The sequence below is a fragment of the Paraburkholderia sp. RL17-381-BIF-C genome, assembly GCF_046026435.1.
Lineage (GTDB): Bacteria > Pseudomonadota > Gammaproteobacteria > Burkholderiales > Burkholderiaceae > Paraburkholderia.
Map to the genome: position 1 here is coordinate 14,988 of NZ_JARESX010000068.1, position 24,107 is coordinate 39,094.

14 protein-coding genes are annotated in these 24,107 nt (G+C 63.0%); 8 read left to right on the forward strand and 6 right to left on the reverse strand.

The annotated features are described in order from the left end of the window. Positions 1–210 precede the first annotated feature (210 nt). On the reverse strand, positions 211–1,149 hold the full coding sequence (locus P0D70_RS29380; RefSeq protein WP_408187027.1) for a LysR family transcriptional regulator: 939 nt from the start codon (positions 1,147–1,149) through the stop codon (positions 211–213). 155 nt (positions 1,150–1,304) lie between these two features. Here P0D70_RS29380 and P0D70_RS29385 point away from each other — a divergent pair, with 155 nt between their 5' ends. From P0D70_RS29385 to P0D70_RS29400, 4 genes are read left to right on the forward strand one after another with little or no spacing between them, the layout of a single operon-like run. Further along, positions 1,305–2,858: an efflux transporter outer membrane subunit gene (locus tag P0D70_RS29385; RefSeq protein ID WP_091792665.1), complete on the forward strand. Its 1,554-nt coding sequence runs from the start codon at positions 1,305–1,307 to the stop codon at positions 2,856–2,858. Between the two features lie 2 nt (positions 2,859–2,860). Next, positions 2,861–5,071 (forward strand): FUSC family protein, encoded by a 2,211-nt coding sequence (locus tag P0D70_RS29390; protein WP_408187028.1) that lies wholly within the window; start codon positions 2,861–2,863, stop codon positions 5,069–5,071. Beyond that, positions 5,061–5,261, forward strand: coding sequence for a DUF1656 domain-containing protein (locus tag P0D70_RS29395; protein WP_011489172.1), 201 nt, complete (start codon positions 5,061–5,063; stop codon positions 5,259–5,261). The genes P0D70_RS29390 and P0D70_RS29395 overlap by 11 nt, the downstream gene beginning before the upstream one ends. Before the next feature lie 13 nt (positions 5,262–5,274). Continuing rightward, positions 5,275–6,150 carry an efflux RND transporter periplasmic adaptor subunit gene (locus tag P0D70_RS29400; RefSeq protein ID WP_091792663.1) on the forward strand — a complete coding sequence of 292 codons (876 nt, stop codon included), beginning with the start codon at positions 5,275–5,277 and terminating at the stop codon, positions 6,148–6,150. A gap of 157 nt (positions 6,151–6,307) precedes the next feature. Here the strand turns inward: P0D70_RS29400 and P0D70_RS29405 are convergent, their stop codons facing one another. Further along, on the reverse strand, positions 6,308–7,984 hold the full coding sequence (locus tag P0D70_RS29405) for a methyl-accepting chemotaxis protein (RefSeq protein WP_408187029.1): 1,677 nt from the start codon (positions 7,982–7,984) through the stop codon (positions 6,308–6,310). Positions 7,985–8,474: 490 nt separating this feature from the next. Between P0D70_RS29405 and P0D70_RS29410 the strand changes: the two genes are divergently transcribed. Next, positions 8,475–9,737 carry an MFS transporter gene (locus tag P0D70_RS29410; protein ID WP_408187030.1) on the forward strand — a complete coding sequence of 421 codons (1,263 nt, stop codon included), beginning with the start codon at positions 8,475–8,477 and terminating at the stop codon, positions 9,735–9,737. 276 nt (positions 9,738–10,013) lie between these two features. Next, positions 10,014–11,918, forward strand: a complete 1,905-nt coding sequence (locus tag P0D70_RS29415; RefSeq protein ID WP_408187031.1) for a propionate--CoA ligase — start codon at positions 10,014–10,016, stop codon at positions 11,916–11,918. A gap of 81 nt (positions 11,919–11,999) precedes the next feature. Here P0D70_RS29415 and P0D70_RS29420 read toward each other — a convergent pair whose 3' ends face one another. From P0D70_RS29420 to P0D70_RS29430, 3 genes are all read right to left on the reverse strand, one after another. Further along, positions 12,000–12,815: a 5'-methylthioadenosine/adenosylhomocysteine nucleosidase gene (locus tag P0D70_RS29420; protein ID WP_408187035.1), complete on the reverse strand. Its 816-nt coding sequence runs from the start codon at positions 12,813–12,815 to the stop codon at positions 12,000–12,002. Between the two features lie 95 nt (positions 12,816–12,910). Beyond that, positions 12,911–15,262 (reverse strand): UvrD-helicase domain-containing protein, encoded by a 2,352-nt coding sequence (locus P0D70_RS29425; RefSeq protein WP_091792659.1) that lies wholly within the window; start codon positions 15,260–15,262, stop codon positions 12,911–12,913. 168 nt (positions 15,263–15,430) lie between these two features. Further along, complete coding sequence (locus P0D70_RS29430; protein WP_408187032.1) at positions 15,431–18,964, reverse strand: ArsR family transcriptional regulator; 3,534 nt, start codon at positions 18,962–18,964, stop codon at positions 15,431–15,433. A 680-nt stretch (positions 18,965–19,644) separates the two neighbouring features. Here P0D70_RS29430 and P0D70_RS29435 point away from each other — a divergent pair. Together P0D70_RS29435 and galU are read left to right on the forward strand one after the other, a co-directional pair. Further along, complete coding sequence (locus tag P0D70_RS29435) at positions 19,645–22,524, forward strand: valine--tRNA ligase (RefSeq protein ID WP_408187033.1); 2,880 nt, start codon at positions 19,645–19,647, stop codon at positions 22,522–22,524. Between the two features lie 73 nt (positions 22,525–22,597). Further along, positions 22,598–23,479, forward strand: coding sequence for a UTP--glucose-1-phosphate uridylyltransferase GalU (gene galU / locus P0D70_RS29440; RefSeq protein ID WP_091792656.1), 882 nt, complete (start codon positions 22,598–22,600; stop codon positions 23,477–23,479). A 136-nt stretch (positions 23,480–23,615) separates the two neighbouring features. Here galU and P0D70_RS29445 read toward each other — a convergent pair whose 3' ends face one another. Then, positions 23,616–23,843, reverse strand: coding sequence for a sulfurtransferase TusA family protein (locus P0D70_RS29445; RefSeq protein ID WP_041746333.1), 228 nt, complete (start codon positions 23,841–23,843; stop codon positions 23,616–23,618). Positions 23,844–24,107 lie beyond the last annotated feature (264 nt).

Genomic DNA, 24,107 nt, shown 5'->3' on the forward strand with positions numbered 1-24,107 from the left:
CCTCGTACTTCTGTTGTTGCAATATTGCCGAACCGCGGCGAACTGAGCGCCCCCGGTCTACTACCGCAGCGCATGAACGACACGTTAGCAAATCGATCGGGCGGCGAAAGTAAGGAAATGTTGCGGCGCGGCACTTATGTAACAGGCGGTCACTGCACCGCCCGCCGCCCGGTCAACCGTTCAAGGATTGCCAAAGACGCGCGCCTTATCTCAGGTCCGCGCGAATTCGCGCAATTCCGCCTGATCCGCAGCCAGCGTAGCAGGCAGTTCATCTCGCAGGAACTCGACCCACGTACGGATCTTGGCGTCCAGATATTGCCGGGACGGATACAACGCGTACAGATTCATCTCCTGCGACGTGTATTCGGGCAGCAACCACACCAGTTCGCCGCTTCGCAAACCGCTGATCGCCGAGTAGATCGGAATCAGCCCGACGCCCATGCCACTCGACACGGCCACCGCCATGGCTTCGGCCACGTTCACCTGGAAGGTGGTCGGGCCGAGGGCGATGGTTTCCTCGCCGTTCGGGCCGTCGAAGGTCCATTTGTCGGTCGGGAAAACCGGCGTGACCATTTGCAGGCAGGTGTGGCGCACCAGGTCCGCGGGCGTTTGCGGCACACCGCGCCGCTCCAGATAGGCGGGCGACGCGCACGCGATGCTGAACGCGCTGCCAATGCGCTGCGACACCAGCCCCGAATCCGGCAGACCGGTGGCGAGCGTGAGCGACACGTCGAAACCTTCGTCGAGCAGATCGGGCATGCGCTGCGCGAGCGTCAGTTCGATCTGCACTTCCGGGTAGCGCTCCTGATAGCGGCCTACGGCCGGCACCACGTAGTGCTGGCCGAAACTCGTCATTGCGTGGACTTTGAGTTTGCCGGACGGGCGGGCGTGGGCGTCGCTCGCCTCGGCTTCCGCCTGATCCACGTACGCGAGGATCTGCTCGCAGCGCTGCAGGTAGCGCTCGCCGGCCTCGGTCAGCGCGATGCGGCGCGTCGTGCGGTTCAACAGGCGCGTGCGCAGGTGCGCTTCCAGATCGGACACCGCGCGCGACGCATATGCGGTGGTCGTGTTCAGATGCTGCGCGGCGCCCGTAAAGCTGCCCGCTTCGACGACGCGGACAAATACGCGCATGTTTTGAAGCGTATCCATAACTTTCCCTTGTGATCGGAAGCGATTGTTACACGATTCGCAAAGGCGATTGTCTCATATCGCGTAAAAATGCCTTGCATCTTTACCGGTTATTCCGCAATTGATCAAAAAATATAATGACGCACATGCTTCTATAGTCATTTCTGGAGGAAATCGTGCAGTCTCCGGTACCGAAAGGGATCGCCGCAGCCGCGGTTCTTACGATCCTATTAACAATCGCCGGCTGTGCCAGTACCGGAGGCGTCGCGCCGCAAGCGAGCGGAGTCCAGCCCGCTTCGCTCGACGCGGGCAACGCGATCCGCGCCGCCAATGCGGACGCCCAATGGCCGGCCGTCGACTGGTGGCGCGCCTATAACGATCCGCAACTCAACGAGTGGATCGACGCCGCGCAAGCGGGCAACCCGAGCCTCGCGGCCGCCCAGGCACGCGTGCGCGAAGCCATGTCGATGGCGGGTGTCGCCCGTGCGGCGTTGTCGCCGCAAGTCAACGGCAGCCTGTCGATCCAGCGCCAGAAGTGGGCGGACAACCTGTACTACGGTCCCGGCCCGCTCGCGGGCGAGCAATCGTGGAACAACACCGGCACGCTCGGCCTGTCGTATCACCTCGATATCTGGGGCAAGGACAAGAACGCCGCCGAGCGCGCGCTCGACGCCGCCCACGCGAGCTCAGCCGATGCCCGCGCCGCCCAGCTCGAGCTGGAAAACAACGTGGTGCGCACGTACATCGAGATGTCGCTGAACTACGCGCTCCTCGACATCGCCAAGTCCACCTTGCAGCAACAGCAGCAGATCGTGGACCTGGCCAGCCGGCGCCTGAAAGGCGGCATCGGTACGCAGCTGGAAGTGAGCCAGGCCGAAACGCCGTTGCCCGAATACGAACGCCAGATCGACGAAATCGAAGAAAAGATCGCGCTTGGCCGCAATCAGCTGGCCGCGCTGGCCGGCAAAGGTCCGGGCGCGGGTGATTCGATCCAGCGTCCGACGCTTTCGCTGAACGCGCCGGCCGGCCTGCCGAGCGCCCTGCCCGCCGACCTGATCGGCCACCGGCCGGACGTGGTCGCGGCGCGCTGGACGGTCGCGGCGCAGGCACGCGGCATCGACGTGGCCAAAGCCGACTTCTATCCGGACATCAACCTGCTGGCGTCGATCGGCGGATATGCGGCAATGGGGCCGCTGTTCCAGTTTCTAAAGAACCCGTCGCATAGCTGGAGCGCGGGGCCCGCGCTGTCGCTGCCCATCCTCGACGGCGGCCGCCTGCGTTCGCAACTCGGCGCAGCCTCGGCGAGCTATGACGAAGCCGTCGACCGTTACAACCAGTCGATTGTCGGCGCGCTCAAGGACATTTCCGATCAGGTGATCCGGATCCGCTCGCTCGCGACCCAAGCCGACGACGCCGACCGCTCAGTCGCGACCGCCCGCAAGAACTACGATCTGTCGCGCGAAGGTTATCGGCGCGGTCTGACCGACTACCTGAACGTGTTGATCGCGCAAAACCAGTTGCTGCACGCACAGGAAGGCGTGGCCAGGATCCAGGCCGAACGGCTCGGCGCGCATGCCTCACTGGTCACGGCATTGGGCGGTGGACTCGACGACCCGGCCAACGGTCCGCTGGCGAAAGAAACGCTGCCGGCGCATGGCAAGGGTAAGACGGTCGCGCCCGGTTCGACCGCCAGCGCCGAGCCGGCCAAACCCGCCAGGTCGGGAAGCTGATCATGTCCGCTTCTCCTTTTTCCGCGCCGCGTCCGGCGTCGTTCGCAGCGTATTACGCGGCCGCCGCCGACTGGGCGCGTAACGACGGTCTGACGTGGATCTATCTGTTCAAAGCGCTCGCCGCCTGCTTCCTCGCTCTCGGCGTCGCGATGAAGCTCGACCTGCCGCAGCCGCGCACGGCAATGACCACCGTGTTCATCGTGATGCAGCCGCAAAGCGGCATGGTGTTCGCAAAGAGCTTCTACCGGATCTGCGGCACGCTCGTCGGTCTCGTCGTGATGCTCGCGTTAATCGGGCTGTTCGCGCAGCAGCCGGAACTGTTCATTGTCACGACCGCGATCTGGGTTGGCATCTGCACGGCGGGCGCCGCGCGCAACCGCAACTTCAGGTCGTACGGTTTCGTGCTGGCGGGCTACACCGCCGCGCTGATCGGCATTCCCGCTTCGCAGCACCCGGACGGCGCGTTTCTGAGCGCGCTCACGCGAGTGGCCGAAGTGGTGGTCGGCATTATCTGCGCGGGCGCCGTGAGTGGCCTCGTGTTTCCGCAGTTCGCCGGCTTGCAGATGCGCGGCACCGTGCGCGCACGTTTCTCGGCCTTCGTCGAGTATGTGTCGGCGTCGCTCGCCGGCCACAATGACCGCGCGCAGATCGAAGCGACCAATGCGCGCTTTGTCGCCGACATCGTCGGCTTCGAAGCGGCGCGCAGCGTGGCCGTGTTCGAGGGTCCCGACTCGCGCATGCGCGGCGGCCGCCTCGCGCGCCTGAACAGCGAGTTCATGACCGCCTCGACGCGCTTTCACGCGCTGCATCAGCTGATGAATCGCTTGCGCGACGCGAACACCAGCGGCGCGGCGATCGCTGTCGATGCGCTCGAGCCGTACTTCCGGGAAATCGCCCCGCTGCTCGCGAAATCCGGTGAACCCGTGCTGAGCGCCGCCGACGCCGTTCACGCCGCCGCGCAACTCGAGGCCTTCAAAGCCGAGTTGCCCAAACGCGTGCGCGCGACGCGAGCGGAACTGGAAGCGCATCCCGACGCCCCGCTGCTCGACTTCGACACCGGCGCCGAACTGCTGTATCGCTTTATCGATGACCTGCACGCATATGCCGCCACGTACGCATCGCTCTCCGTCGATACGCACGAGCGCGAGCGCTGGGTCGAACGTTACGAACCGAAAACGAACGCGATTGCGGCAAGCGTCTCGGGCGTGCGCGCCGCCATCGTGATGATGGTGCTCGGCGCGTTCTGGATCGCGACCGCGTGGCCGAGCGGTTCGACCCTGACGCTGAACGCCGCGGCGGTGTGCGCGCTGGCGTCGTCGTCGCCGAATCCGAAACGCACCGCGTTCCAGATGGCCGCCGGCACGCTGGTCGCCACGGTGATGGGAATGATCGCGGTGTTCGGCGTGTTTCCGCACATCGACGGCTTCCCGCTGCTGTGCGCCGCGCTCGCGCCTTTCCTGCTGCTCGGCGTGTTCATGACCACACGGCCCGCGCTGGCCGGCTATGGCGTCGGCTACTGCATCTTCTTCTGTTTCCTCGCCGGCCCGGACAACGTGATTCACTACGACCCGAGCAGTTTCATGAACGACGCGATGGCGCTCGTGCTGTCGATGCTGGTGGCCTCGATCGCGTTCGCGGTGTTGCTGCCGCCTTCCACTCCGTGGCTGCGCAACCGCCTGCTGATGGATTTGCGCCGCCAGGTGGTGCTGGCGAGCCGCGCGGGCATGCGCCGGGTGCGCTCGCGCTTCGAGAGCGGCGCGCGCGATCTGATGTTCCAGATCAACGCGCTCGCGCAACACGAGCCCGAGCTGAAACGCGATACGTTGCGCTGGCTCTTCTCGGTGCTCGAAGTGGGCAACGCGGTGATCGACTTGCGCCGCGAACTGGCCACGCTGCCTGCCGACGCGCGTTATGCGCCGTCGATGCCGTGGCGCGCCTCGCTGCGCACCATGCGCGACGCGCTGGCCGCGCTATTCGAGCGGCCGCGTGAAGACCGCTTCGACAGCGCGCTCGCCGCAACCACCGACGCTATCACCGCGCTTCAGCAGATGCTGGTCGCTTTCGCGCCGCCGCGTGAAGAGCGGCACCAACTGCAACGCATTTTGAGTCAACTGCATTTCATTCGTACCGCGCTGCTCGATCCGCAATCGCCGCTTGAATCGTTGATGAGCGGACGTGCCGGCGCGTCAGAAGGAGTTCGTCATGCCACGTGATATCGCCGTTCTGGACGCGTACATCCCGGCCATCGTGTTGCTGTTCATCGCAGGCGCCGCGCTTACGTGGGTGCTGGACCGCGTGATCGCCCATACGGGCCTGTATCGCGTGGTGTGGCATCCGTCCTTGTTCCGGGCCAGCTTGCTCGTGTGTGTTTGCGGCGTGCTGGGTCTCGCCGTTTATCGTTGATCAGAGTCGAAACATGACCATCCGAAATATTGTGGGCTTCGTCGCGACAGCCGTTATTTTTATCGTCGCGATTTTGATTGGACGCGTGCTGTGGGTTCATTACATGGATGAACCGTGGACACGCGACGGTCGCGTGCGCGCCGAGATCGTGAATATCGCACCGGATGTTTCCGGGGCGATCGTCGATCTGCCGGTGAAGGACAATCAGCTCGTGAAGAAAGGCGACCTGTTGATGCAGATCGACCCGTCGCACTATGCGCTCGCGGTTGAACAGGCGCAGGCCGCGGTTGCCGCGCGAAAGGCCGAGTTGCAGATGAGGCGCGATGACGCGCAACGGCGTGCCGATATGGATGCGCTGGTCGTGTCGAAAGAGAACCGCGAGAACGCGACTCACACTGCTTCGGCTGCCGAGGCGTCTTATCAGCAGGCTTTGGCCACGCTCGACGCGGCCAAGCTGAATCTCGAGCGCACGCGGGTCGTGTCACCGGTCGACGGGTATGTCACGAATCTGAGCGTGTTTCGCGGCGATTATGCGACGGTGGGTTCCGCGAAGCTGGCGATTGTCGATAGCCATTCGTTCTGGGTGTACGGGTACTTCGAGGAAACCAAGCTTCCGCATGTGCGCGTTGGCGACAAGGCTGAAGTCCGGTTGATGAGCGGTGGCACGCTGCAGGGGCACGTCGAGAGTATTTCTCGCGGCATTTATGATCGGGACAATCCTGAGAGCCGTGAACTGCTTGCCGATGTGAATCCGACTTTTAACTGGGTACGGTTGGCGCAGCGCGTGCCCGTGCGGGTGAAGATCGATTCGGTGCCCGACAATGTCGTGCTGGCGGCGGGGATTACCTGTACGGTTGTGGTTACGCCCGGGAGTGGTAAGGCAAGCTAATTTTTGCTTGCATGCTTTTAGGTATGTTTCGGGGATGTCGCGGTTGGTTAGCGAGCGCTTCACCAACGCACGCGGGTAAATCCACCAGCCGCCTCGCACGCAAAAATGCGGACGGGTTCCAGGTCGCGATCCTCTACGAGGATCGCTTCACCCGCGCTCACAACCTGAACTTACCCACCATCACCTTCAGCCCGCGTGCCTGATCATCCAGCGACCTGGCAGCCGCGGTAGCCTGCTCCACCAACGCCGCATTCTGCTGCGTCCCGGCATCCATCTGCGTGACCGCGAGGTTGATCTCCTCGATCCCTGCGCTCTGCTCGGACGAAGCCGCCGAGATTTCACCCATGATGTCGGTCACACGCTTCACCGCCTTGACGACCTCGTCCATGGTTTGCCCGGCGTCCTGGGCAAGCGTCGAGCCATTGCTCACCCGCTCGACCGACGTACTGATCAAACCTTTGATCTCCTTGGCCGCCGCCGCACTACGTTGAGCCAGATTACGCACTTCCGCGGCGACCACGGAAAATCCGCGCCCTTCCTCACCGGCACGCGCTGCCTCGACCGCCGCGTTCAACGCAAGAATATTGGTCTGGAACGCGATCCCCTCGATCACGCCGATGATGTCGCCGATACTGCGCGCGCTATCGTTGATCTCGTTCATCGTCGCAACCACGCGGCTCACCACCTCGCCGCCCTTCTCCGCGATCTCCGACGCGTTGTTGGCGAGCGTGCTCGCCTGCTTCGCATTGTCGGCATTCTGGCGCACCGTCGAAGTCAATTGCTCCATGCTGGTCGCCGTGCGTTCGAGCGCCATCGCCTGTTGCTCGGTACGCTGCGACAGATCCAGGTTGCCCATCGAAATCTCGCCCGATGCCGTCGCGATCGCGTCCGCGCTCGAGGCGATGTCGGCGACCGTCGTCGCGAGGCCGCTTTGCATGTCGTTCAGCGCGAACAGCATGCTCGACTTGTCTTTGCGGCCGAGCGCGATATCGACGGACAGATCGCCCGCCGCGATCCGGCTGGCGATTTCCTTCGCGTACGCCGGCTCGCCGCCGAGCTGACCGGCAAGGCGTCGCACCACCCACTCGCTGATACCGAACGCGAGCACGATCAGGCCGAGCGTCGCCAACGCGATCATCACGAACGACGAATGGTAAATAAAGCTCGATGCCTCGATGGTCGCCTTCGCTGCGGTGCCGCGCTGCGCGACGAGTTCATCGACGAGTTTTTCGAGCTTGCCGGTTTCGACCAGCAGCGACACGTCCTGCGTGCCGACCTGCCAGTTCATCTGCGACAGGTCGAGCGGCTGCGCTTTCACGAGCGTCACGAAGTCGCGCAGATGGCCGCTCCACGCCGTCACGGCGGCGGCAAATTTCTTCTGCTGGTCGACCGCCTTCGCGTCGGAAGTGTCGACGTACTGCTGCAGCGTGCCGAGTTGCGAAGCGAGACCGCTCAGGCCCGTTTCGATATCGGCGCCGAGATCGTCGCGCTCTTTCGCGGTGGTCGCGGTGAGCAGCATTTTCTGCGCGCGGCTCGCGCGCAGCATGTAGCCGCGTGCCTCTTCGGCCGCACGGCTGGCAACGTGCCCCTGATCGTAGATGGATTGTGCCGATGCATTCAGGCGGCTGATCTGGGTCAGCGAAAACACGCCGATCAGCAGCGTACCGATCAGCAGCACGGCAAACGCGAGGCGCAGCATTGCCTTCACCGACAAACCCTTGAGCCTGACCGCCCGCGAGCGGCTGCGCTCGCCCTGTGGCGGCGTTTTGCCAGCCGCTTCTCCCTCCGGTACGAATCCCGCGCCCGTCTGGCTACCCAGCGAAACTGCTTTCATATTCCCCGTCCCCACGTGTAGAACTGCCGGAAAGGTCGGTTCCGGCATTGCTGCTCATCTCTCCGGGTCAACGGCATAAACGTCTGCGATCTTTAGCGTCGCTCGCGAAATGCCGATCGTATGTCGCCCGGTCCTCGACGCGCCGCCTCGTAAGCCGCGCGCCCGCGATCGGTTTTATACATGGCCAAAAATCGTCGGGTTGGCATTTATCAGACGAGAGGCCGTGCGCGCGTGCTCAGGCCGACACAATTGTTTTTGCACCGCCGGGGTGCGCGCGGCGCGCGATTCCGACGCCCTCACGCCGGCCCTCATCAACATCGCATGTCCGATTCGCGACAAAACTTGTCCTTACAATTCGCTCAGGCCACATTAAACTGCGACAAATAGCTGACTTCGCAAAAAAACCGCGTCGAAATGCCGCAGCGCTGAAAACGGTGTTTGAACCACATCGGCGGCGTCAGATCACTCTTTCTCCTCTCTCATCTAGCGTATGGAAACGAGCCTCGATAAAAGCGCCCTCGCCGGCGCACCAGCCGGCGCCGGAACCGCCACCACCACCGCTGCGCAGCCGGCCGTCAAGGTCCAACGCACGGTCTACTCCGTGCTCGGCGCAATCAGCTTTTCGCATCTGCTCAACGACATGATCCAGTCGTTGATCCTCGCGATCTACCCGATGCTGAAAGACAACTTCTCGTTGTCGTTCGGACAGATCGGCCTGATCACGCTGACTTACCAGATCACCGCGTCGCTGCTGCAACCGCTCGTCGGCATTTATACGGACAAGCATCCGAAGCCGTATTCGCTGCCCGTCGGCATGGGCTTCACGCTCGCCGGGCTACTGTTGATGTCGGTCGCGCCCAATTTCGGCGTGCTGCTGGTCGCGGCGGCGCTGGTCGGCTGCGGCTCGTCGGTGTTCCATCCGGAATCGTCGCGGGTGGCGCGCATGGCGTCGGGTGGCCGTCACGGACTTGCGCAGTCGCTGTTCCAGGTGGGCGGCAACGCGGGTTCGTCGCTCGGGCCGCTACTCGCCGCGTTGATCGTGATTCCGCACGGCCAGCGCAGCATTGCGTGGTTTTCGGTGGCGGCGCTCGTCGCGATCGTCGTGCTGACGCAGATCGGTCGCTGGTACAAGCAGCATCCGTCGGTGAAGAAAGCGCGCGGCGCGGCCGGTCATGCCACGCTCTCGCGCAACAACGTCATGTTCGCAATGGGCGTGCTGATTCTGCTGGTGTTCTCGAAGTACTTCTATCTCGCCAGCATCAACAGCTACTTCACCTTCTATCTGATCGACAAATTCCATCTGCCGGTGCAGGCTGCGCAGGTCCATCTGTTCGTGTTCCTCGCGGCGGTGGCGGCGGGCACGGTGATCGGCGGACCTATCGGCGACCGGATCGGCCGCAAGTATGTGATCTGGGTGTCGATTCTCGGCGTGGCGCCTTTCACGCTGCTGCTGCCCTACGCCAATCTGTTCTGGACCGGTGTGCTGACGGTGATCATCGGCGTGGTGCTGGCTTCGGCCTTCTCGGCGATCCTCGTGTATGCGCAGGAGTTGATCCCCGGCAAGGTGGGCATGGTGGCGGGCCTGTTCTTCGGCTTCGCGTTCGGCATGGGCGGGATCGGCGCGGCCGTGCTCGGGCAACTGGCCGATGCCACCAGCATCACGTATGTCTACAAGGTCTGCTCGTTCCTGCCGTTGATCGGCGTGCTGACGGTGTTTCTGCCGGATGTGGAAGGCAAGCGCGCGAAGGCATGAAGACATTCCGACCTCAGGTCTGATGAGAAAAGGCGCTTCGGCGCCTTTTTCTTTGTCTTTATCCTGGCGTGAACTCGGGGACTGCGACGTATCAGTGACGCGGCCCCTTGCCACGTCCGACAGCGCACCGCGTCGCTCATGGTGAACCCGCGTTGTCCGCCGAGCCACCCCTGCTCTATGCTTGTGCGGATACCCGCCTTGTCCTCGCGCAGCGCAGCGCCGCACGGCGACGCGCGCCGACATGCATTCACTCACGCAGCAGAAGGATCGCCGCAGATGACCAGCTACCGCGACTTCCACCGCCGTTCGATCGAGCATCCCGAAGCATTCTGGCGCGAAGAAGCGCGGCGCATCCATTGGCAGACGCCGTTCGATACGGTGCTCGACCGGTCGAATCCGCCGTTCGCGCGCTGGTTCGTCGGCGGTCGTACGAATCTGTGTCATAACGCGGTGGACCGGCATCTGGTCGAGCGCGCGCAGCAGAACGCGCTGGTCTATGTCTCGACGGAAACCGGCATCGAGCGGCGCTACACCTACGCCGAGTTGTACGCCGAGATTAACCGGATGGCCGCCGTCATGCGCTCGCTCGGCGTCAAGCGCGGCGACGTGGTCCTGCTCTATCTGCCGATGATCCCCGAGGCGCTGTTCGCGATGCTCGCCTGCGCGCGGCTGGGCGCGATTCATTCGGTGGTGTTCGGCGGCTTCGCGGCGCCCAACCTCGCGGCCCGCATCGACGACGCGAAGCCCGTGCTGATCGTCACCGCCGACGCGGGCGCACGCGGCGGCAAGGTGATCGACTACACGCCGCTGATGGACGAAGCGCTCGCACGCGCGAACCACAAGACGCCGCGCGTCTTGCTGATCGACCGGCAGCTAGCGCCCGAGCGCCTGAACGCCAGCTACCTGGTCGCCTACGAGCCGCTGCGCGAAAAGTTCTTCGATGCCCACGTGCCGTGCGAGTGGCTCGAATCGAACGAGCCTTCCTATGTGCTGTACACGTCGGGCACGACCGGCAAGCCGAAGGGCGTGCAACGCGACGTCGGCGGCTATGCGGTCGCGCTGGCGGCGTCGATGGAGCATATCTTCCAGGGCAAGCCGGGCGACACGATGTTCACCGCGTCGGACGTGGGCTGGGTGGTCGGCCATAGCTATATCGTCTACGCACCGCTGATCGCGGGCCTCACCACGGTGATGTACGAAGGCACGCCGATTCGTCCGGACGGCGGCATCTGGTGGCGGCTCGTCGAGCATCACAAGATCAATCTGATGTTCACCGCGCCGACCGCCTTGCGGGTGCTGAAAAAGCAGGACCCGGCGTTCCTGAAGAAGGCCGATCTGTCTAGCCTGCGCACGCTGTTCCTCGCCGGCGAACCGCTCGACGAACCGACCGCCGCATGGATCTCCGACGCGCTCGGCAAGCCGGTGATCGACAACTACTGGCAGACCGAGACCGGCTGGCCGATGCTCGCCATTCCGCGCGGTGTCGAAGCGCTGCCCACCAGGCTCGGCTCGCCGGGCGTGCCGTCGGCGGGTTTCAATCTGACCTTGCGCAATGAGTTGACCGGCGAGCCTTGCCCGCCCGGCGAAAAGGGCGTGCTCACGCTGGCCTATCCGCTGCCGCCGGGCTGCATGTCGACGGTGTGGGGCGACGACCGGCGCTTCGTCAGCACGTATTGGTCGAGTGTGCCGAACCAGCAGGTCTATTCAACGTTCGACTGGGGCGTGCAGGACGAAGACGGTTACGTGACGATCCTCGGCCGCACCGACGACGTGATCAACGTCGCCGGCCATCGGCTTGGCACGCGTGAGATCGAGGAGGCGTTGTCGAGCCACGCGGCCGTCGCGGAAGTCGCGGTGGTCGGCGTGACGGACGCGTTAAAAGGCCAGGCGGCGATGGCCTTCGTGGTGCTGCGCGACGCGCAGGCTTACGCGGACGCCAGGAAGCGCAGCAAGCTGGAAACCGAGCTGATGGCGACGGTGGACCGCCAGCTCGGCGCAATTGCGCGGCCCACGCGGGTCGTGGTGGTGTCGATGCTGCCCAAGACGCGTTCCGGCAAGCTGCTGCGCCGCGCGATTGCGGCACTCGCCGAAGGCCGCGAGCCAGGCGACTTGCCGACCATTGAAGATCCGTCGGCATTGCAGCAGGTGCGCGAAGCGCTGGACGACGCCGGGGTTAAATAGCCGGGAACGTGCGCGGTGGGTGCGGTGGGTCGATGCCCGCCGTTGCGGTCGGTGGCGCCAATACGCGTTCGACGCCGATCATCAGCCCTCTGAAATCCGCGCTTGCAGAAACCGCGTCAGAATCGCGTTCGAATATGTCCCGGCGATCTCCGTGAGAAACGACACGAAAGACGCTGGCGCATGATCGTCGGCGGTATCCGAGATCGTGCGGACCACCGCGCAAGGCACGCCGTATTCGTGACAGACCTGCGCGATTGCCGCGCCTTCCATCTCCACGGCGAGCGCGTTCGGCAGCGCCTCGCGCAAAGCCCGAACGCCCGCGGCGCTCGCCACGAACTGATCGCCGCTGATGATGAGACCGCGATGCACGCGCGGCTCGCGCGTGCCGAAACGCGCCGCCGAGGCCGCGCCATCTTCCGCGACGAAGCATTCGCAGGCCGCGGCGAGCTGCGCGGCGAGCGCCGCGTCGGCGCTGAAATGCGAGACGCCCAGCAACGGCACTTCGAAACGCGGAAACAACGGCGACGCGTCGAGATCGTGCTGAAGCAGCGTGTCGGCGACGACGATATCGCCCACCCGCACCTCGGCCCCGACGCCGCCGGCCACGCCGGTGAACACGATGGCTTCGACGTCGAACGCATGGATCAGGGCGCTGACCGTGGCCGCCGCCGCAACCTTGCCGACGCGCGCCAGCGTGACCACGCATGGCGCACCGTGCACGGTGCCCAGGTGATAGTCGCGCTGACCGTGCGTGATGGTGCGCACGCCGGCCTCGGCGCGCATTGCTTCGAGCAGATCGCCGAGTTCTTGCGGCAAAGCCGCCAGAATCCCGAGCGGCCGATGCGAAACCGAAGCGCCACCGAGGCTCGGGTCGATCGCGGACGTGCGCGCGGCCATCGTGCCCGCGTCAGCCGCTCCCGCGCCGGCCCCGCCCATCTCCGGAGTGCCCATGCCGGCCCCGCTCATCTCCGGCGTGCCCATGCCCGCCCCGCTCATTCCACCGCCTGCAGTTTGGCGACGGCGAGTGCCAGCCACTTCTCGCCGTGCCGTTTGAATTTGACTTGCGCCTTCGCGTCGGTGCCGCCGCCTTCGAGCGCGGTAATCGTGCCTTCGCCGAACTTGGTGTGGAATACCTGCTGGCCGACCCGGAAACCCGTTTCCGCCGCACGCTGTTCATTAGCGAACGCAGGCAACTGCGCGGGCGTCGACGATGCCGGTCCCGTATAACCCGGCCGCGCGAACCAGTCACGCCCATAGCCCGCGTTGTCCGAACGGCCTCCCCAGCGCGCACCCGCCTCGACCTTCGGCGTGAGCCACTTGAGCGTTTCCTGCGGCAGTTCGTCGAAGAAGCGCGAGCGGATGTTGTAACGGGTCTGGCCGTGCAGCATGCGGCTTTGCGCGAACGACAGATACAAGCGCTCCTTCGCCCGCGTAATCGCGACGTACATCAGGCGGCGCTCTTCTTCCAGACCGTCCGATTCCATCGCGCTGTTCTCGTGCGGGAACAGCCCTTCTTCGAGACCGGTGATGAATACCGCCGTGAACTCGAGGCCCTTGGCCGCGTGCACTGTCATGAGTTGCACGGCTTCCTGGCCGGCTTGCGCCTGGTTGTCGCCCGCTTCGAGCGACGCGTGCGACAGAAAACCGGCGAGCGGCGTCATGGTGTCCGGGTTTTGCGCCGGATCGGCGATGCCGGGTGCGTCCAGCACGACGGTATTCGGGTCGTCCGTGGCAACCACCAGTTCGGGGGCGGCGGTCGCGCCGGGGCGCAGCGGAATGGAGCGCGCCGGCGTGTCCATGCCGTAGCCCTCTTCGCTGACGAACGCCGCGGCCGCGTTGACCAGTTCCTGCAAGTTTTCCAGCCGGTCCTGGCCTTCGCGTTCGTTCTGATAGAACTCCGATAGACCACTTGTGCGAACCACGTACTCGACGGTTTCCGGCAGGCTCATCTGCTGCGTTTCCGCGCGCATCTTGCCGACCAGATTGGCGAAGCCCGCGAGACTCGAACCCGCCTTGCCCGCCACATACGGAATCGCCGCGGCCATCGAGCAGTTGTACAGACGCGCCGCGTCCGCGAGCTGTTCGATCGACCGCGCGCCGATGCCGCGTGTCGGGAAATTGACGACGCGCGCGAACGCGGTGTCGTCGTTCGGATTGTCGATCAGGCGCAGATAGGCGAGCGCGTGTTTGACTTCCTGACGCTCGAAAAAGCGCAAGCCGCCGTACACGCGGTAGGCGATACCCGCGTTGACCAGCGTGTGCTCGATCGTGCGCGACTGGGCGTTGCTGCGGTACAGGATCGCGATCTCGCTGCGCGACGTGCCGGTGCTGATCAGCGCCTTGATTTCCTCGACGATCCAGCCGGCTTCCTGCGTATCGGTCGCGGATTCATACACGCGCACCGGTTCGCCGTGACCCGCGTCAGTACGCAGATTCTTGCCCAACCGCCGCGAGTTGTTGGCGATGAGCTGATTGGCGGCGTCGAGAATATGGCCGTGCGAGCGATAGTTCTGCTCGAGCTTGATCAGGTGGCGCACGTTGAACTCGTGTTCGAAGTCGCGCATGTTGCCGACGTTCGCGCCGCGGAAGGCGTAGATCGACTGGTCGTCGTCGCCGACCGCGAAGATCGAATTGGTCTGGCCCGCCAGCAGCTTGAGCCATGCGTATTGCAGCTTGTTGGTGTCCTGGAACTCGTCGACCAGAATGTGCCTGAAGCGCGCCTGATAGTGGGCGCGCAGCGGCGGATTGTGCGCGAGCAGTTCATGGCAGCGCAGCAGCAGTTCAGGAAAGTCGACGACGCCTTCGCGCTGGCACTGCTGGTCGTAGGCCTCGTAGAGTTCGACGAATTTGCGGTTGAAGTTGTCGGTGGCGTCGACGTCTTTCGGCCGCAGCCCTTGTTCCTTCGCGTTGTTGATGAAGTACTGGAGATTTTTCGCCGGATACTTTTCATCGTCGATATTGAGGCCCTTCATCAAACGCTTGATCGCGGAGAGCTGGTCCGCGGTATCGAGAATCTGAAAAGTGGCCGGCAGGCCCGCGTCGCGATGATGCGCGCGCAGCATGCGGTTGCACAGACCGTGGAAGGTGCCGATCCACATGCCGCGCGTGTCGATCGGCAGGAGCGCCGACAGACGCGACATCATTTCGCGGGCAGCCTTGTTGGTGAAGGTCACCGCCAGAATCGTGGCGGGCGACGCCAGCCCGTGCTGGATCAGCCACGCAATACGCGTGATGAGCACGCGGGTCTTGCCGCTCCCCGCGCCGGCGAGAATGAGCGCCGGCTCGTTGGGGAGCGTGACGGCGGCGTGTTGTTCGGGGTTTAGATTGGCTAGCAGGTCGGGCATTTTTCTGGAGGGGCGGCAGATCGTTCGACATTATATGCCCCCGGGAGGAATGGCTTTTTTGTCGTCGCGGCGCGTTTGTCCATGCCTGTTCGGGCGCGCCGCTGCGCGGCCCCGCCATGAGACGCGCCCGACACCTGGCAAGCGCTTTCTCATTTGATGTCGGAGTGCTCAGGGAGTCGAGTCCAATATTGTCTGAACGTCTTCCACGGGTGCGCCAATCAGATTGGCAATGAATGACGCGCTCACGCCGCTCCTTTGCGCCAGAATTCGAATCTCGGTTCGATCCGCTTCGCTGAACGCAGTCGTGGCCGGATGAGGCAGTGCTGCCGGGGAGGCGTCAATGGCTTCGTCCTGCGGCGCGAGAAGGGGCAGATCCCCCTCGTGCAAACGCTCAATCGCCGCGTAAGGTTGCTTGAGTTGCGCAGCCACGTCCTCGAGACTATCGCCTTCATTCATTGCACGAACTGCCTCGATTTCCTGCTCCGGCGAGAGTGGAGGAATCCATTCGTAATGGTAGATGGCACCCGGCGACATGGCAGAGGACGTGCCCGGTTGAGGCGACCGCGAGGGCGCTATGAAGCCACCCGCATATTCCTGCTCGACGAGCGCGATCGTGCTCTCGGGCAAGGCGGTTGCCTGGGCGAAATCGCCGGTCGTCAGGCTGTAGTTCACGTTGCTGAGTATTCGCGCGATATCGTCGAGTTGCTCGGACGTGACAGAGTGCATGCTTTGCGTCTGGAATTCCTTCACAAGACTGCGTGCCTTCCATGGGGAGATGCCGAGTTTTCTGGCAACCTCCTCTTTGTCATAACCCTTTTCGAACATGTCCATTGCCGCATCCCGGTCTTTCGACGTGAAATGTAGGTCGTGTGTACTCTCGGGTCCGCCGTGCGTCAGGCGCCTCACATATTCCGGATGCATGTCCAGGGAGTCAGCCACCTCTTCAGGAGATTTGCCTTTGGCTAGAAGTTCGCTCGCCAGCGAATCCCTTGCCATCCGGTGCTCATTGGCCACCCCCCGTACCGTTTCAAGTGGAAGATTCAGGTCCCGGGCAACTTCTCTGGACGTTTTGCCCTCGTCCAGTTGCTGGATCGCCGCTGTGCGGTTTTCCGGCGTCGTATCCCACCACGACCTTTTGTAGGTATTGGCGTTGTAATTCGCAAGAACGTCTCTGACCTTACCCCTCGACAACTTGACTGCACCGGCGATTTCGCCGGTGTTTTTCCCTTGGTCGTTCAGTGCGAATATCTGGTCGATCTGCTCGGGCGTAACGCCCTTCGGCAGCGGAGGAGCTAGGCCCGCCCGCCTGGCAATCAACGACACGTTCGATTGAGATGCACCGGTCTGCGCGACTATTTCCCGGCTCGTCATTCCCTCCTTGAGTCGCTCGATGATCTTCTCACGGTCTCCCGGTGACGTTTTCAGATTGCGCAGGGAGGCCGCGGCGGTAAGCGGGATATTCTGTTTCTTCGCGATATTGTTCACTGTAAAAAGGGAGATCCCCAATTCGCGTGCTATTTGTCTATGGGACAGCTCGCCCTTCTCTAATAGTTGAATGGCTTTCAGTCGAAGTTCCGGCGTGATTGCCCGTTGAGGAAACGCGCGTCTGGCTATTGACCTGATGCCGGCAACCGCAGCAATCCTGCTGACCGTCATTTCCGAAATTCCCAGTTGATTGGCTATCTGGACCTGTAACAACTGGCCTTCTCTCAGCAGCTTGATAACCTCTCGTCGCATTTCATCTGTGACAGGTACTTTAGGCTTGTAGACGGCCCGAACCCCGGTGATTTTCTCGTTATCCGCAAGTCTTCTCACTGTTGAATCAGATATTCCGAATCTCTTTGCTATCTGGCCGATCGATAACTCTTTTTCCTTCAATAGTCTGATGAGTTCCTGCCGGACTTCAGGGCTCATTTTTTTCCCCGGGGCTCCGCCCCTCAGTCCTACCTCACCATCAAGCTCCCACTGGTGCGATGTCTCATTCAGGCGGACGGGGTATTGCGGTTTCAAATCCGCTCCTTTGCTAAACACCCGCCAGCTTTCGGTGTCCCGGTCAAAGCGGACGTGATAGGCCGCTCCGCCCAGTTCGATATACCGGTCACCTTTGGCATCCACGAGGATCCCCGGGGTCGAGCCCGGACGGAGATCTTTCAACGAGACGCCAGGATCGGCATAGCTCGCCATTGATCCATAAGGGCTGTCCCCCACGCTCTGACGCGCAAGCAGGCTGATCGGATCCACCGCAGGACCCGCCTCGGCAACGGTCTGCTCCCGCAACGCTTTTTCCGCTGCCTGCGCGTCGCGACTCAAGGACTGTTCTGCCTGTCGACGTTCGAGAATGCCTTCGCCCGCTGCCTGAATCAGACCTCTGCCTGCCGAGTCGCCTCCTTCTCCCGCCATATTGGCCGCCTCGGCATCCCGCGCCGCTGCGGAAAGCGCTTTACCTGAAAGACCGATTTCTCGGGCGATCCCCCAGCCTTCTCCTCCCAGCAAGCCCAGCAACGCCGAACCGTAATCGAGCCCCATGCGGACATTGTCCGGCAGGGTGGAAGGCTGGAGATCCGCCAGCGGCGCTAAAGGCGTCAGTCCGAGAAGCACACGCTCGACGCCTTCCAGAACTTGCCCGGCCGTCTTTTCCGCGCGCGCCGCAGGTGTGATCGAATAGTCTTTATAAGTGACGTCCTTGAGGACGGCGTTGTACCGGTCGCTGAGATCGCGCACGTAGTCGGCGCTCACCGGCGGCAGGTCGCCGAGAATATCCGTATATCGTTTGGCCGCGCCGACTGAATGCGCATTGAGTGGGCCGCTGACCTGATCGTGCCAGATATCCAGCGTGTCCCGCCATTGCGGCGAGTCGTGCATGCGCTGGGTAAAGGCGAGAACGACTTTATCCTTCAACTCGTCCTGGCCGGGGTTGATCTGAAAAAGTTGACGGCCAATCAGTTCGTAGCGCCTGGCGGGATCGGTCTGCGCCTGTGCTTCCTGCAGAATGCGGTCTACTTCGCCGTTGGCCTCTTTCCAACGGGCGTTTTCCACGCGCTGGCGTTTGCCGATTTCGACCGAGATTCGCCCCTGCAGTTTGCTTTTGAGGTCGCTGGCTTCGGCGAACAGGTCCTCCCGTTCGCCGGCGTCCGCAGCCCCGAGGAATGCTTCGCGCAATGTCGCAAGGTGGCCGACACGCTCCCTGTCTTCCTTGTTCAGATAAGCCTCGCCCATGGGCGGGTTGAATTGGCCCAGAACCCGCTCGACAGGATCGTTGCGAACCCGGCTGACTCCCTCACGAACGGCGTTCTCGAGGCCAGTCAATTTCTCATTGATCGCGTAGCGTTTGTCCTGATCGGTTTCAAGCTGATAGGCCACGCCCAATGTCGCGAGAACGCCACTATAGAATTGACGTTCGCTATCCGGCAGCTCGGCCAGCATCCCTTGCAGGTGCGTTTGTCTTTCCTGGAGCTGGATCACCTGAGGCGGATAACCGGTCATTTCCTGCTGGATACCGGCTTCAATTTTTTTCGCAATTCGGGAGTTCGCCTCGCTGCTGCGGTGAGCTTCGCCATCTAGCGTGTCGAAGTTCGTGTTGAGTGCCTTGAACTCCTCCAGACTCGCATTGGGCAGCGCGCGAGCGGTTGGCGTGGCCTGCTGCGGGTCGGCGGCCGCAGCGGGAAGCGTGCCGCTCAGGCCGTGGGGAACCCGTCCTGCCACGGCACCGGCGTGAGCGGATACAGCCCTCGGGGAACGGCTTTGAACCGATGGCACCTCCAGCGTGTCGCCTCTCCCCGTCGCGTGGCCCGATCGTGCGACATGCGCCAGGAGCGCCTCGCCGGATGTCTGGCGCGACGATAAAGCGGCTGACGTGGAAAACCGCGGCCGAGGGGCACGGGCTTCGCTCTGCTTCGCGGCCGCCAGCGCAGCTATCGGTCGCGCGAGAGTCGGATCCGGCGGCGCATGGTCTACCGGCTTGGGCTTTTCAGTCTCTCTGTTCTGCCTGGAAAAATCGTCCCGGACGGGAGAAGTCCAACCGCTTGCTGGGGATATCGTCATTTTTCCAGACTCCGTATGAAGGAAAGAATGACAGCAAACATGGGAGAGGCGCCGTGCTGTCGGGCCCATTGCAGCATGGCCGAAGTCCGGAGATGTCGTACCTGGGTGTATCGACCCCGATGTCGGTCTTCGCGGACGGCTCCGGCTTGCGCGGCGGCAGCTGCCATGCCGCGAATGCCCGTCCGCGACAGCCCCGAGAGGCCAGCGGCCCGAGCACGACCCGAAAAAGGCCGAAGCCGCCGACGCACACGCGAGCGGCGTCTCAAAACAGCAAAAATCCCTGGCCGCGGAGCGCCGCTTATAATCGAGCATTCTTTGCATTCACCAGCCGACCCGACACAATGAGCGAGACCCCGAGCGACACCACCTCCACGCTTGCCAAGAGCTTCGAGCCCCATACCATCGAAGCCCACTGGGGCCCTGAATGGGAAAAGCGCGCCTACGCGGCGCCCTCCTTCGAGCCGAACAAAAAGGATTTCTCGATCCAGCTGCCGCCGCCGAACGTCACGGGCACCCTCCACATGGGCCACGCGTTCAACCAGACGATCATGGACGGCCTCACCCGCTACCACCGCATGCTCGGCGAAAACACCCTGTGGGTGCCGGGCACGGACCACGCGGGTATCGCCACGCAGATCGTCGTCGAACGGCAACTGGACGCGCAAGGCGTCTCGCGCCACGACCTCGGCCGCGAAAAGTTCGTCGAACGCGTGTGGGAATGGAAGCAGCAATCCGGCTCGACCATCACGAATCAGGTGCGGCGTCTGGGCGCCTCGATCGACTGGTCGCGCGAATATTTCACGATGGACGACAAAATGTCGGCCGCCGTGCGCGACGTCTTCGTCCGCCTGTATGAACAGGGCCTGATCTATCGCGGCAAGCGACTCGTGAACTGGGACCCGGTGCTGCTCACCGCCGTCTCCGACCTCGAAGTGGTCAGCGAGGAAGAAAACGGCTCGCTCTGGCACATCCAGTACCCGCTCACGGACGGCTCGGGCCATCTGACGGTCGCCACCACGCGCCCGGAAACCATGCTCGGCGACACCGCCGTGATGGTCCACCCGGAAGACGAACGCTATGCGCACCTGATCGGCAAGACGGTCACGCTGCCGCTGTCGGGCCGCGAAGTGCCGATCATCGCGGATGATTATGTCGACCGCGAATTCGGCACCGGCGTCGTCAAAGTCACGCCCGCGCACGATTTCAACGACTACCAGGTCGGCCTGCGCCACAAGCTGCCGCAAATCGAAATCCTCACGCTCGACGCGAAGATCAACGACAACGCGCCGGAAAAATACCGCGGCCTCGACCGCTTCGAAGCCCGCAAGCAGGTGGTGGCCGACCTCGAAGCGCTCGGCGCGCTCGAATCGGTCAAGCCGCACAAGCTGATGGTGCCGCGCGGCGACCGCACGGGCGTCGTGATCGAGCCGATGCTGACGGACCAATGGTTCGTCGCCATGAGCAAGCCGGCGCCGGAAGGCACCTTCAATCCCGGTAAATCGATCGCGGAAACGGCGCTCGACGTGGTGCGCAGCGGCGAAATCAAGTTCGTGCCGGAAAACTGGACCACCACTTACTACCAGTGGCTCGAAAACATTCAGGACTGGTGCATCTCGCGCCAGCTCTGGTGGGGCCACCAGATCCCGGCGTGGTACGGCGAAAACGGCGAAATCTTCGTGGCGAAGACCGAAGAAGACGCGCGCGCCAAGGCTGCGGCAGCCGGCTACACGGGCGCCCTCAAACGCGACGAAGACGTGCTCGACACGTGGTTCTCGTCTGCTCTGGTGCCGTTCTCGTCGCTCGGTTGGCCGAATGAAACGCAGGAACTCAAGCACTTCCTGCCGTCGTCGGTGCTGGTCACCGGCTTCGACATCATCTTTTTCTGGGTGGCGCGCATGGTCATGATGACCACGCACTTCACCGGCAAGGTGCCGTTCGACACGGTGTATGTGCACGGTCTCGTGCGCGACGCCGAAGGCCAGAAAATGTCGAAGAGCAAGGGCAATACGCTCGACCCGATCGATATCGTCGACGGTATCGACCTCGACGCGCTGGTCGCCAAGCGCACCACCGGCCTGATGAACCCGAAGCAGGCCGCGTCGATCGAAAAGAAGACCCGTAAGGAATTCCCCGACGGCATCCCGGCGTTCGGCACCGACGCGCTGCGCTTCACGATGGCCTCCATGGCCACTCTCGGGCGCAACGTCAACTTCGATCTCGCGCGCTGCGAAGGCTATCGCAACTTTTGCAACAAGCTGTGGAATGCCACCCGTTTCGTGCTGATGAACTGCGAAGGCCACGATTGCGGCTTCGGCAAGCCGGAACAATGCGGTGAATGCGGCCCGGACGGGCACCTGAATTTCTCGTCGGCCGACCGCTGGATCGTCTCGCGCCTGCAACGGGTGGAAGCGGAAATCGCCAAGGGTTTCGCCGACTATCGTTTTGACAATGTGGCCAACGCCCTATACAAGTTCGTATGGGACGAATACTGTGACTGGTATCTCGAACTCGCCAAGGTTCAGATCCAGACGGGTCAACCGAACCAGCAGCGCGCAACACGCCGCACGCTGCTGCGCGTGCTCGAGACGGTGCTGCGCCTCGCGCATCCGGTGATTCCGTTTATCACCGAGGCGCTGTGGCAAAAAGTGGCGCCGTTGGCCGGACGTTACCCCGAGAGCAAAGCCGAGGGCGAAGCGTCCATCATGGTGCAGCCTTACCCCGTTGCCGAACCGTCGAAGATCGATGAAGACGCCGAGCAGTGGGCGGCCGACCTGAAAGCAGTGATCGATGCGTGCCGGAATCTGCGCGGCGAAATGAATCTGTCGCCGGCGGTGAAGGTGCCGTTGCTCGCTACCGGCAACGCGGAGCGCTTGCGCACCTTTGCTCCGTACGCACAGGCACTGGCCCGTTTGTCGGAGGTGCAAATCATTGCCGACGAGGCAACGCTGGATGCGCAGGCAGATGGCGCGCCAATTGCTATCGTAGGGAATGACAAGCTCGTGCTGAAGGTGGAAATCGATGTGGCAGTCGAGCGCGAGCGGTTGTCGAAGGAGATTGCGCGGCTGAGCACGGAAATCGTCAAGTGCAACGGCAAATTGCAGAATGAGAGTTTCGTTGCAAAGGCGCCGCCGGCAGTCGTTGAGCAGGAGCAGAAAAGACTGGCAGAATTCGAAGCCACAGTGGGCAAGCTGAAAGCCCAATTGGCGCGCTTGCCGGTCTGATCGACGCTCCATGCCCGCCCCCTAAGAGGCGGGCAAGGACCGATAGCTAATCCAGAGGATTCAGGGTAATCACATGCTAAAAGTTACAAAGGCGGTTTTTCCGGTAGCAGGTCTTGGCACCCGGTTCCTCCCTGCCACGAAGGCGAGCCCGAAAGAGATGCTGCCGATCGTCGACAAGCCACTGATCCAGTACGCGGTCGAAGAGGCGATGGCGGCCGGCATCACCGAAATGATCTTCGTCACCGGCCGCAGCAAGCGCGCGATCGAGGACCATTTCGACAAGTCGTATGAGATCGAGGCCGAACTCGAGGCTCGCGGCAAGGACAAGCTGCTGGAGCTCGTGCGCAGCATCAAGCCGAGCCACGTGGATTGCTTCTACGTGCGTCAGCCGGAGGCGCTCGGCCTCGGCCACGCGGTGCTGTGCGCCGAGAAGCTGGTGGGCGACAACCCGTTTGCCGTGATTCTCGCGGACGACTTGCTGTACGGAACGCCGCCTGTCATGGCGCAGATGATCGAGGTGTTCGACCACTATCACAGCTCGGTGATCGGCGTCGAAGAGATCCCGGCGCAGGAAACCAAGTCGTACGGCATTGTCGACGGCAAGGAATGGGAAGATTCGATCATCAAGATGTCGGGCATCGTCGAGAAGCCGGAGCCGAACGTGGCGCCGTCGAATCTCGGCGTGGTGGGCCGCTACGTGCTCAAGCCGCGCATCTTCGAACATCTGCGTGCGTTGAAGCCGGGTGCAGGCGGCGAATTGCAGCTGACGGACGCAATTCAGTCGCTCCTCGCCGACGAACAGGTGCTGGCGTACAAGTATCACGGCACGCGTTTCGACTGCGGCAGCAAGCTGGGTTATCTGAAGGCGACGGTCGAATTCGCCTTGCGTCACCCGGAAGTGGCTGCGGATTTCGAAGAATATCTGCGCACGCGTTCGCCGGTGCTGGAAGGTTGAACGGCTTTCTTCCGGCAGGCTTTCGTTAGGCGTCGAAGCTAAGTAAAAAGGCGCTGTGCCCCGCTTTCGCGGGCACAGCGCCTTTTTTGTTTTCTGGGCGGCAGACTGGGCCGGCATGAACGCCGGTGCGCCGGTTTCAGCGGCGTTTCATCAGGAAAGTGAAAACCTTGTCCTGCGCCGAGCTTTCGACGATTTCATTGCCGGTTTGCTTCGCGAACGCGGCGAAATCGCGCTGCGAACCGGGATCGGTGGCCAGCACCTTGAGAATCTGGCCGCTTTCCATGTCGGCGAGCGCCTTCTTGGCGCGCAAAATGGGCAGCGGGCACATCAGCCCGCGCGCATCGACTTCCTTGTGAATCTGAATTTGCATCGACGATGACCTTCGGGGAGAGGGGCGTCGTGGGTGACGCCGGACGGAGGGTTGAATTCTACCGCAGGGGCAGTGGGGGTGCCGGAGGGGCGCGGTTTTGGTTGTTGTTCTTTTAGGGTCTTGGCCTTTTTCTTGAGTTCGCGGTGCTCTATGCGTTGCCCCTGTGCGGGGCGGCATCTACTTGTTCTCGACGGGGTGTTGGCCTTTCCTTGATTTGTTGGTGGTGTATTAGCGTTGCCCCTGTGCGGGGCGGCACCT

Excerpts from the sequence above, each read along its gene's own strand:
- P0D70_RS29405 (WP_408187029.1), bottom strand. The coding sequence starts at position 7,984 with ATGAAAGCAGTTTCGCTGGGTAGCCAGACGGGCGCGGGATTCGTACCG.
- galU (WP_091792656.1), top strand. The coding sequence starts at position 22,598 with ATGCTAAAAGTTACAAAGGCGGTTTTTCCGGTAGCAGGTCTTGGCACC.
- P0D70_RS29415 (WP_408187031.1), top strand. The coding sequence starts at position 10,014 with ATGACCAGCTACCGCGACTTCCACCGCCGTTCGATCGAGCATCCCGAA.
- P0D70_RS29395 (WP_011489172.1), top strand. The coding sequence starts at position 5,061 with ATGCCACGTGATATCGCCGTTCTGGACGCGTACATCCCGGCCATCGTG.
- P0D70_RS29410 (WP_408187030.1), top strand. The coding sequence starts at position 8,475 with ATGGAAACGAGCCTCGATAAAAGCGCCCTCGCCGGCGCACCAGCCGGC.
- P0D70_RS29425 (WP_091792659.1), bottom strand. The coding sequence starts at position 15,262 with ATGCCCGACCTGCTAGCCAATCTAAACCCCGAACAACACGCCGCCGTC.
- P0D70_RS29435 (WP_408187033.1), top strand. The coding sequence starts at position 19,645 with ATGAGCGAGACCCCGAGCGACACCACCTCCACGCTTGCCAAGAGCTTC.
- P0D70_RS29400 (WP_091792663.1), top strand. The coding sequence starts at position 5,275 with ATGACCATCCGAAATATTGTGGGCTTCGTCGCGACAGCCGTTATTTTT.
- P0D70_RS29420 (WP_408187035.1), bottom strand. The coding sequence starts at position 12,815 with ATGGCCGCGCGCACGTCCGCGATCGACCCGAGCCTCGGTGGCGCTTCG.
- P0D70_RS29380 (WP_408187027.1), bottom strand. The coding sequence starts at position 1,149 with ATGGATACGCTTCAAAACATGCGCGTATTTGTCCGCGTCGTCGAAGCG.
- P0D70_RS29390 (WP_408187028.1), top strand. The coding sequence starts at position 2,861 with ATGTCCGCTTCTCCTTTTTCCGCGCCGCGTCCGGCGTCGTTCGCAGCG.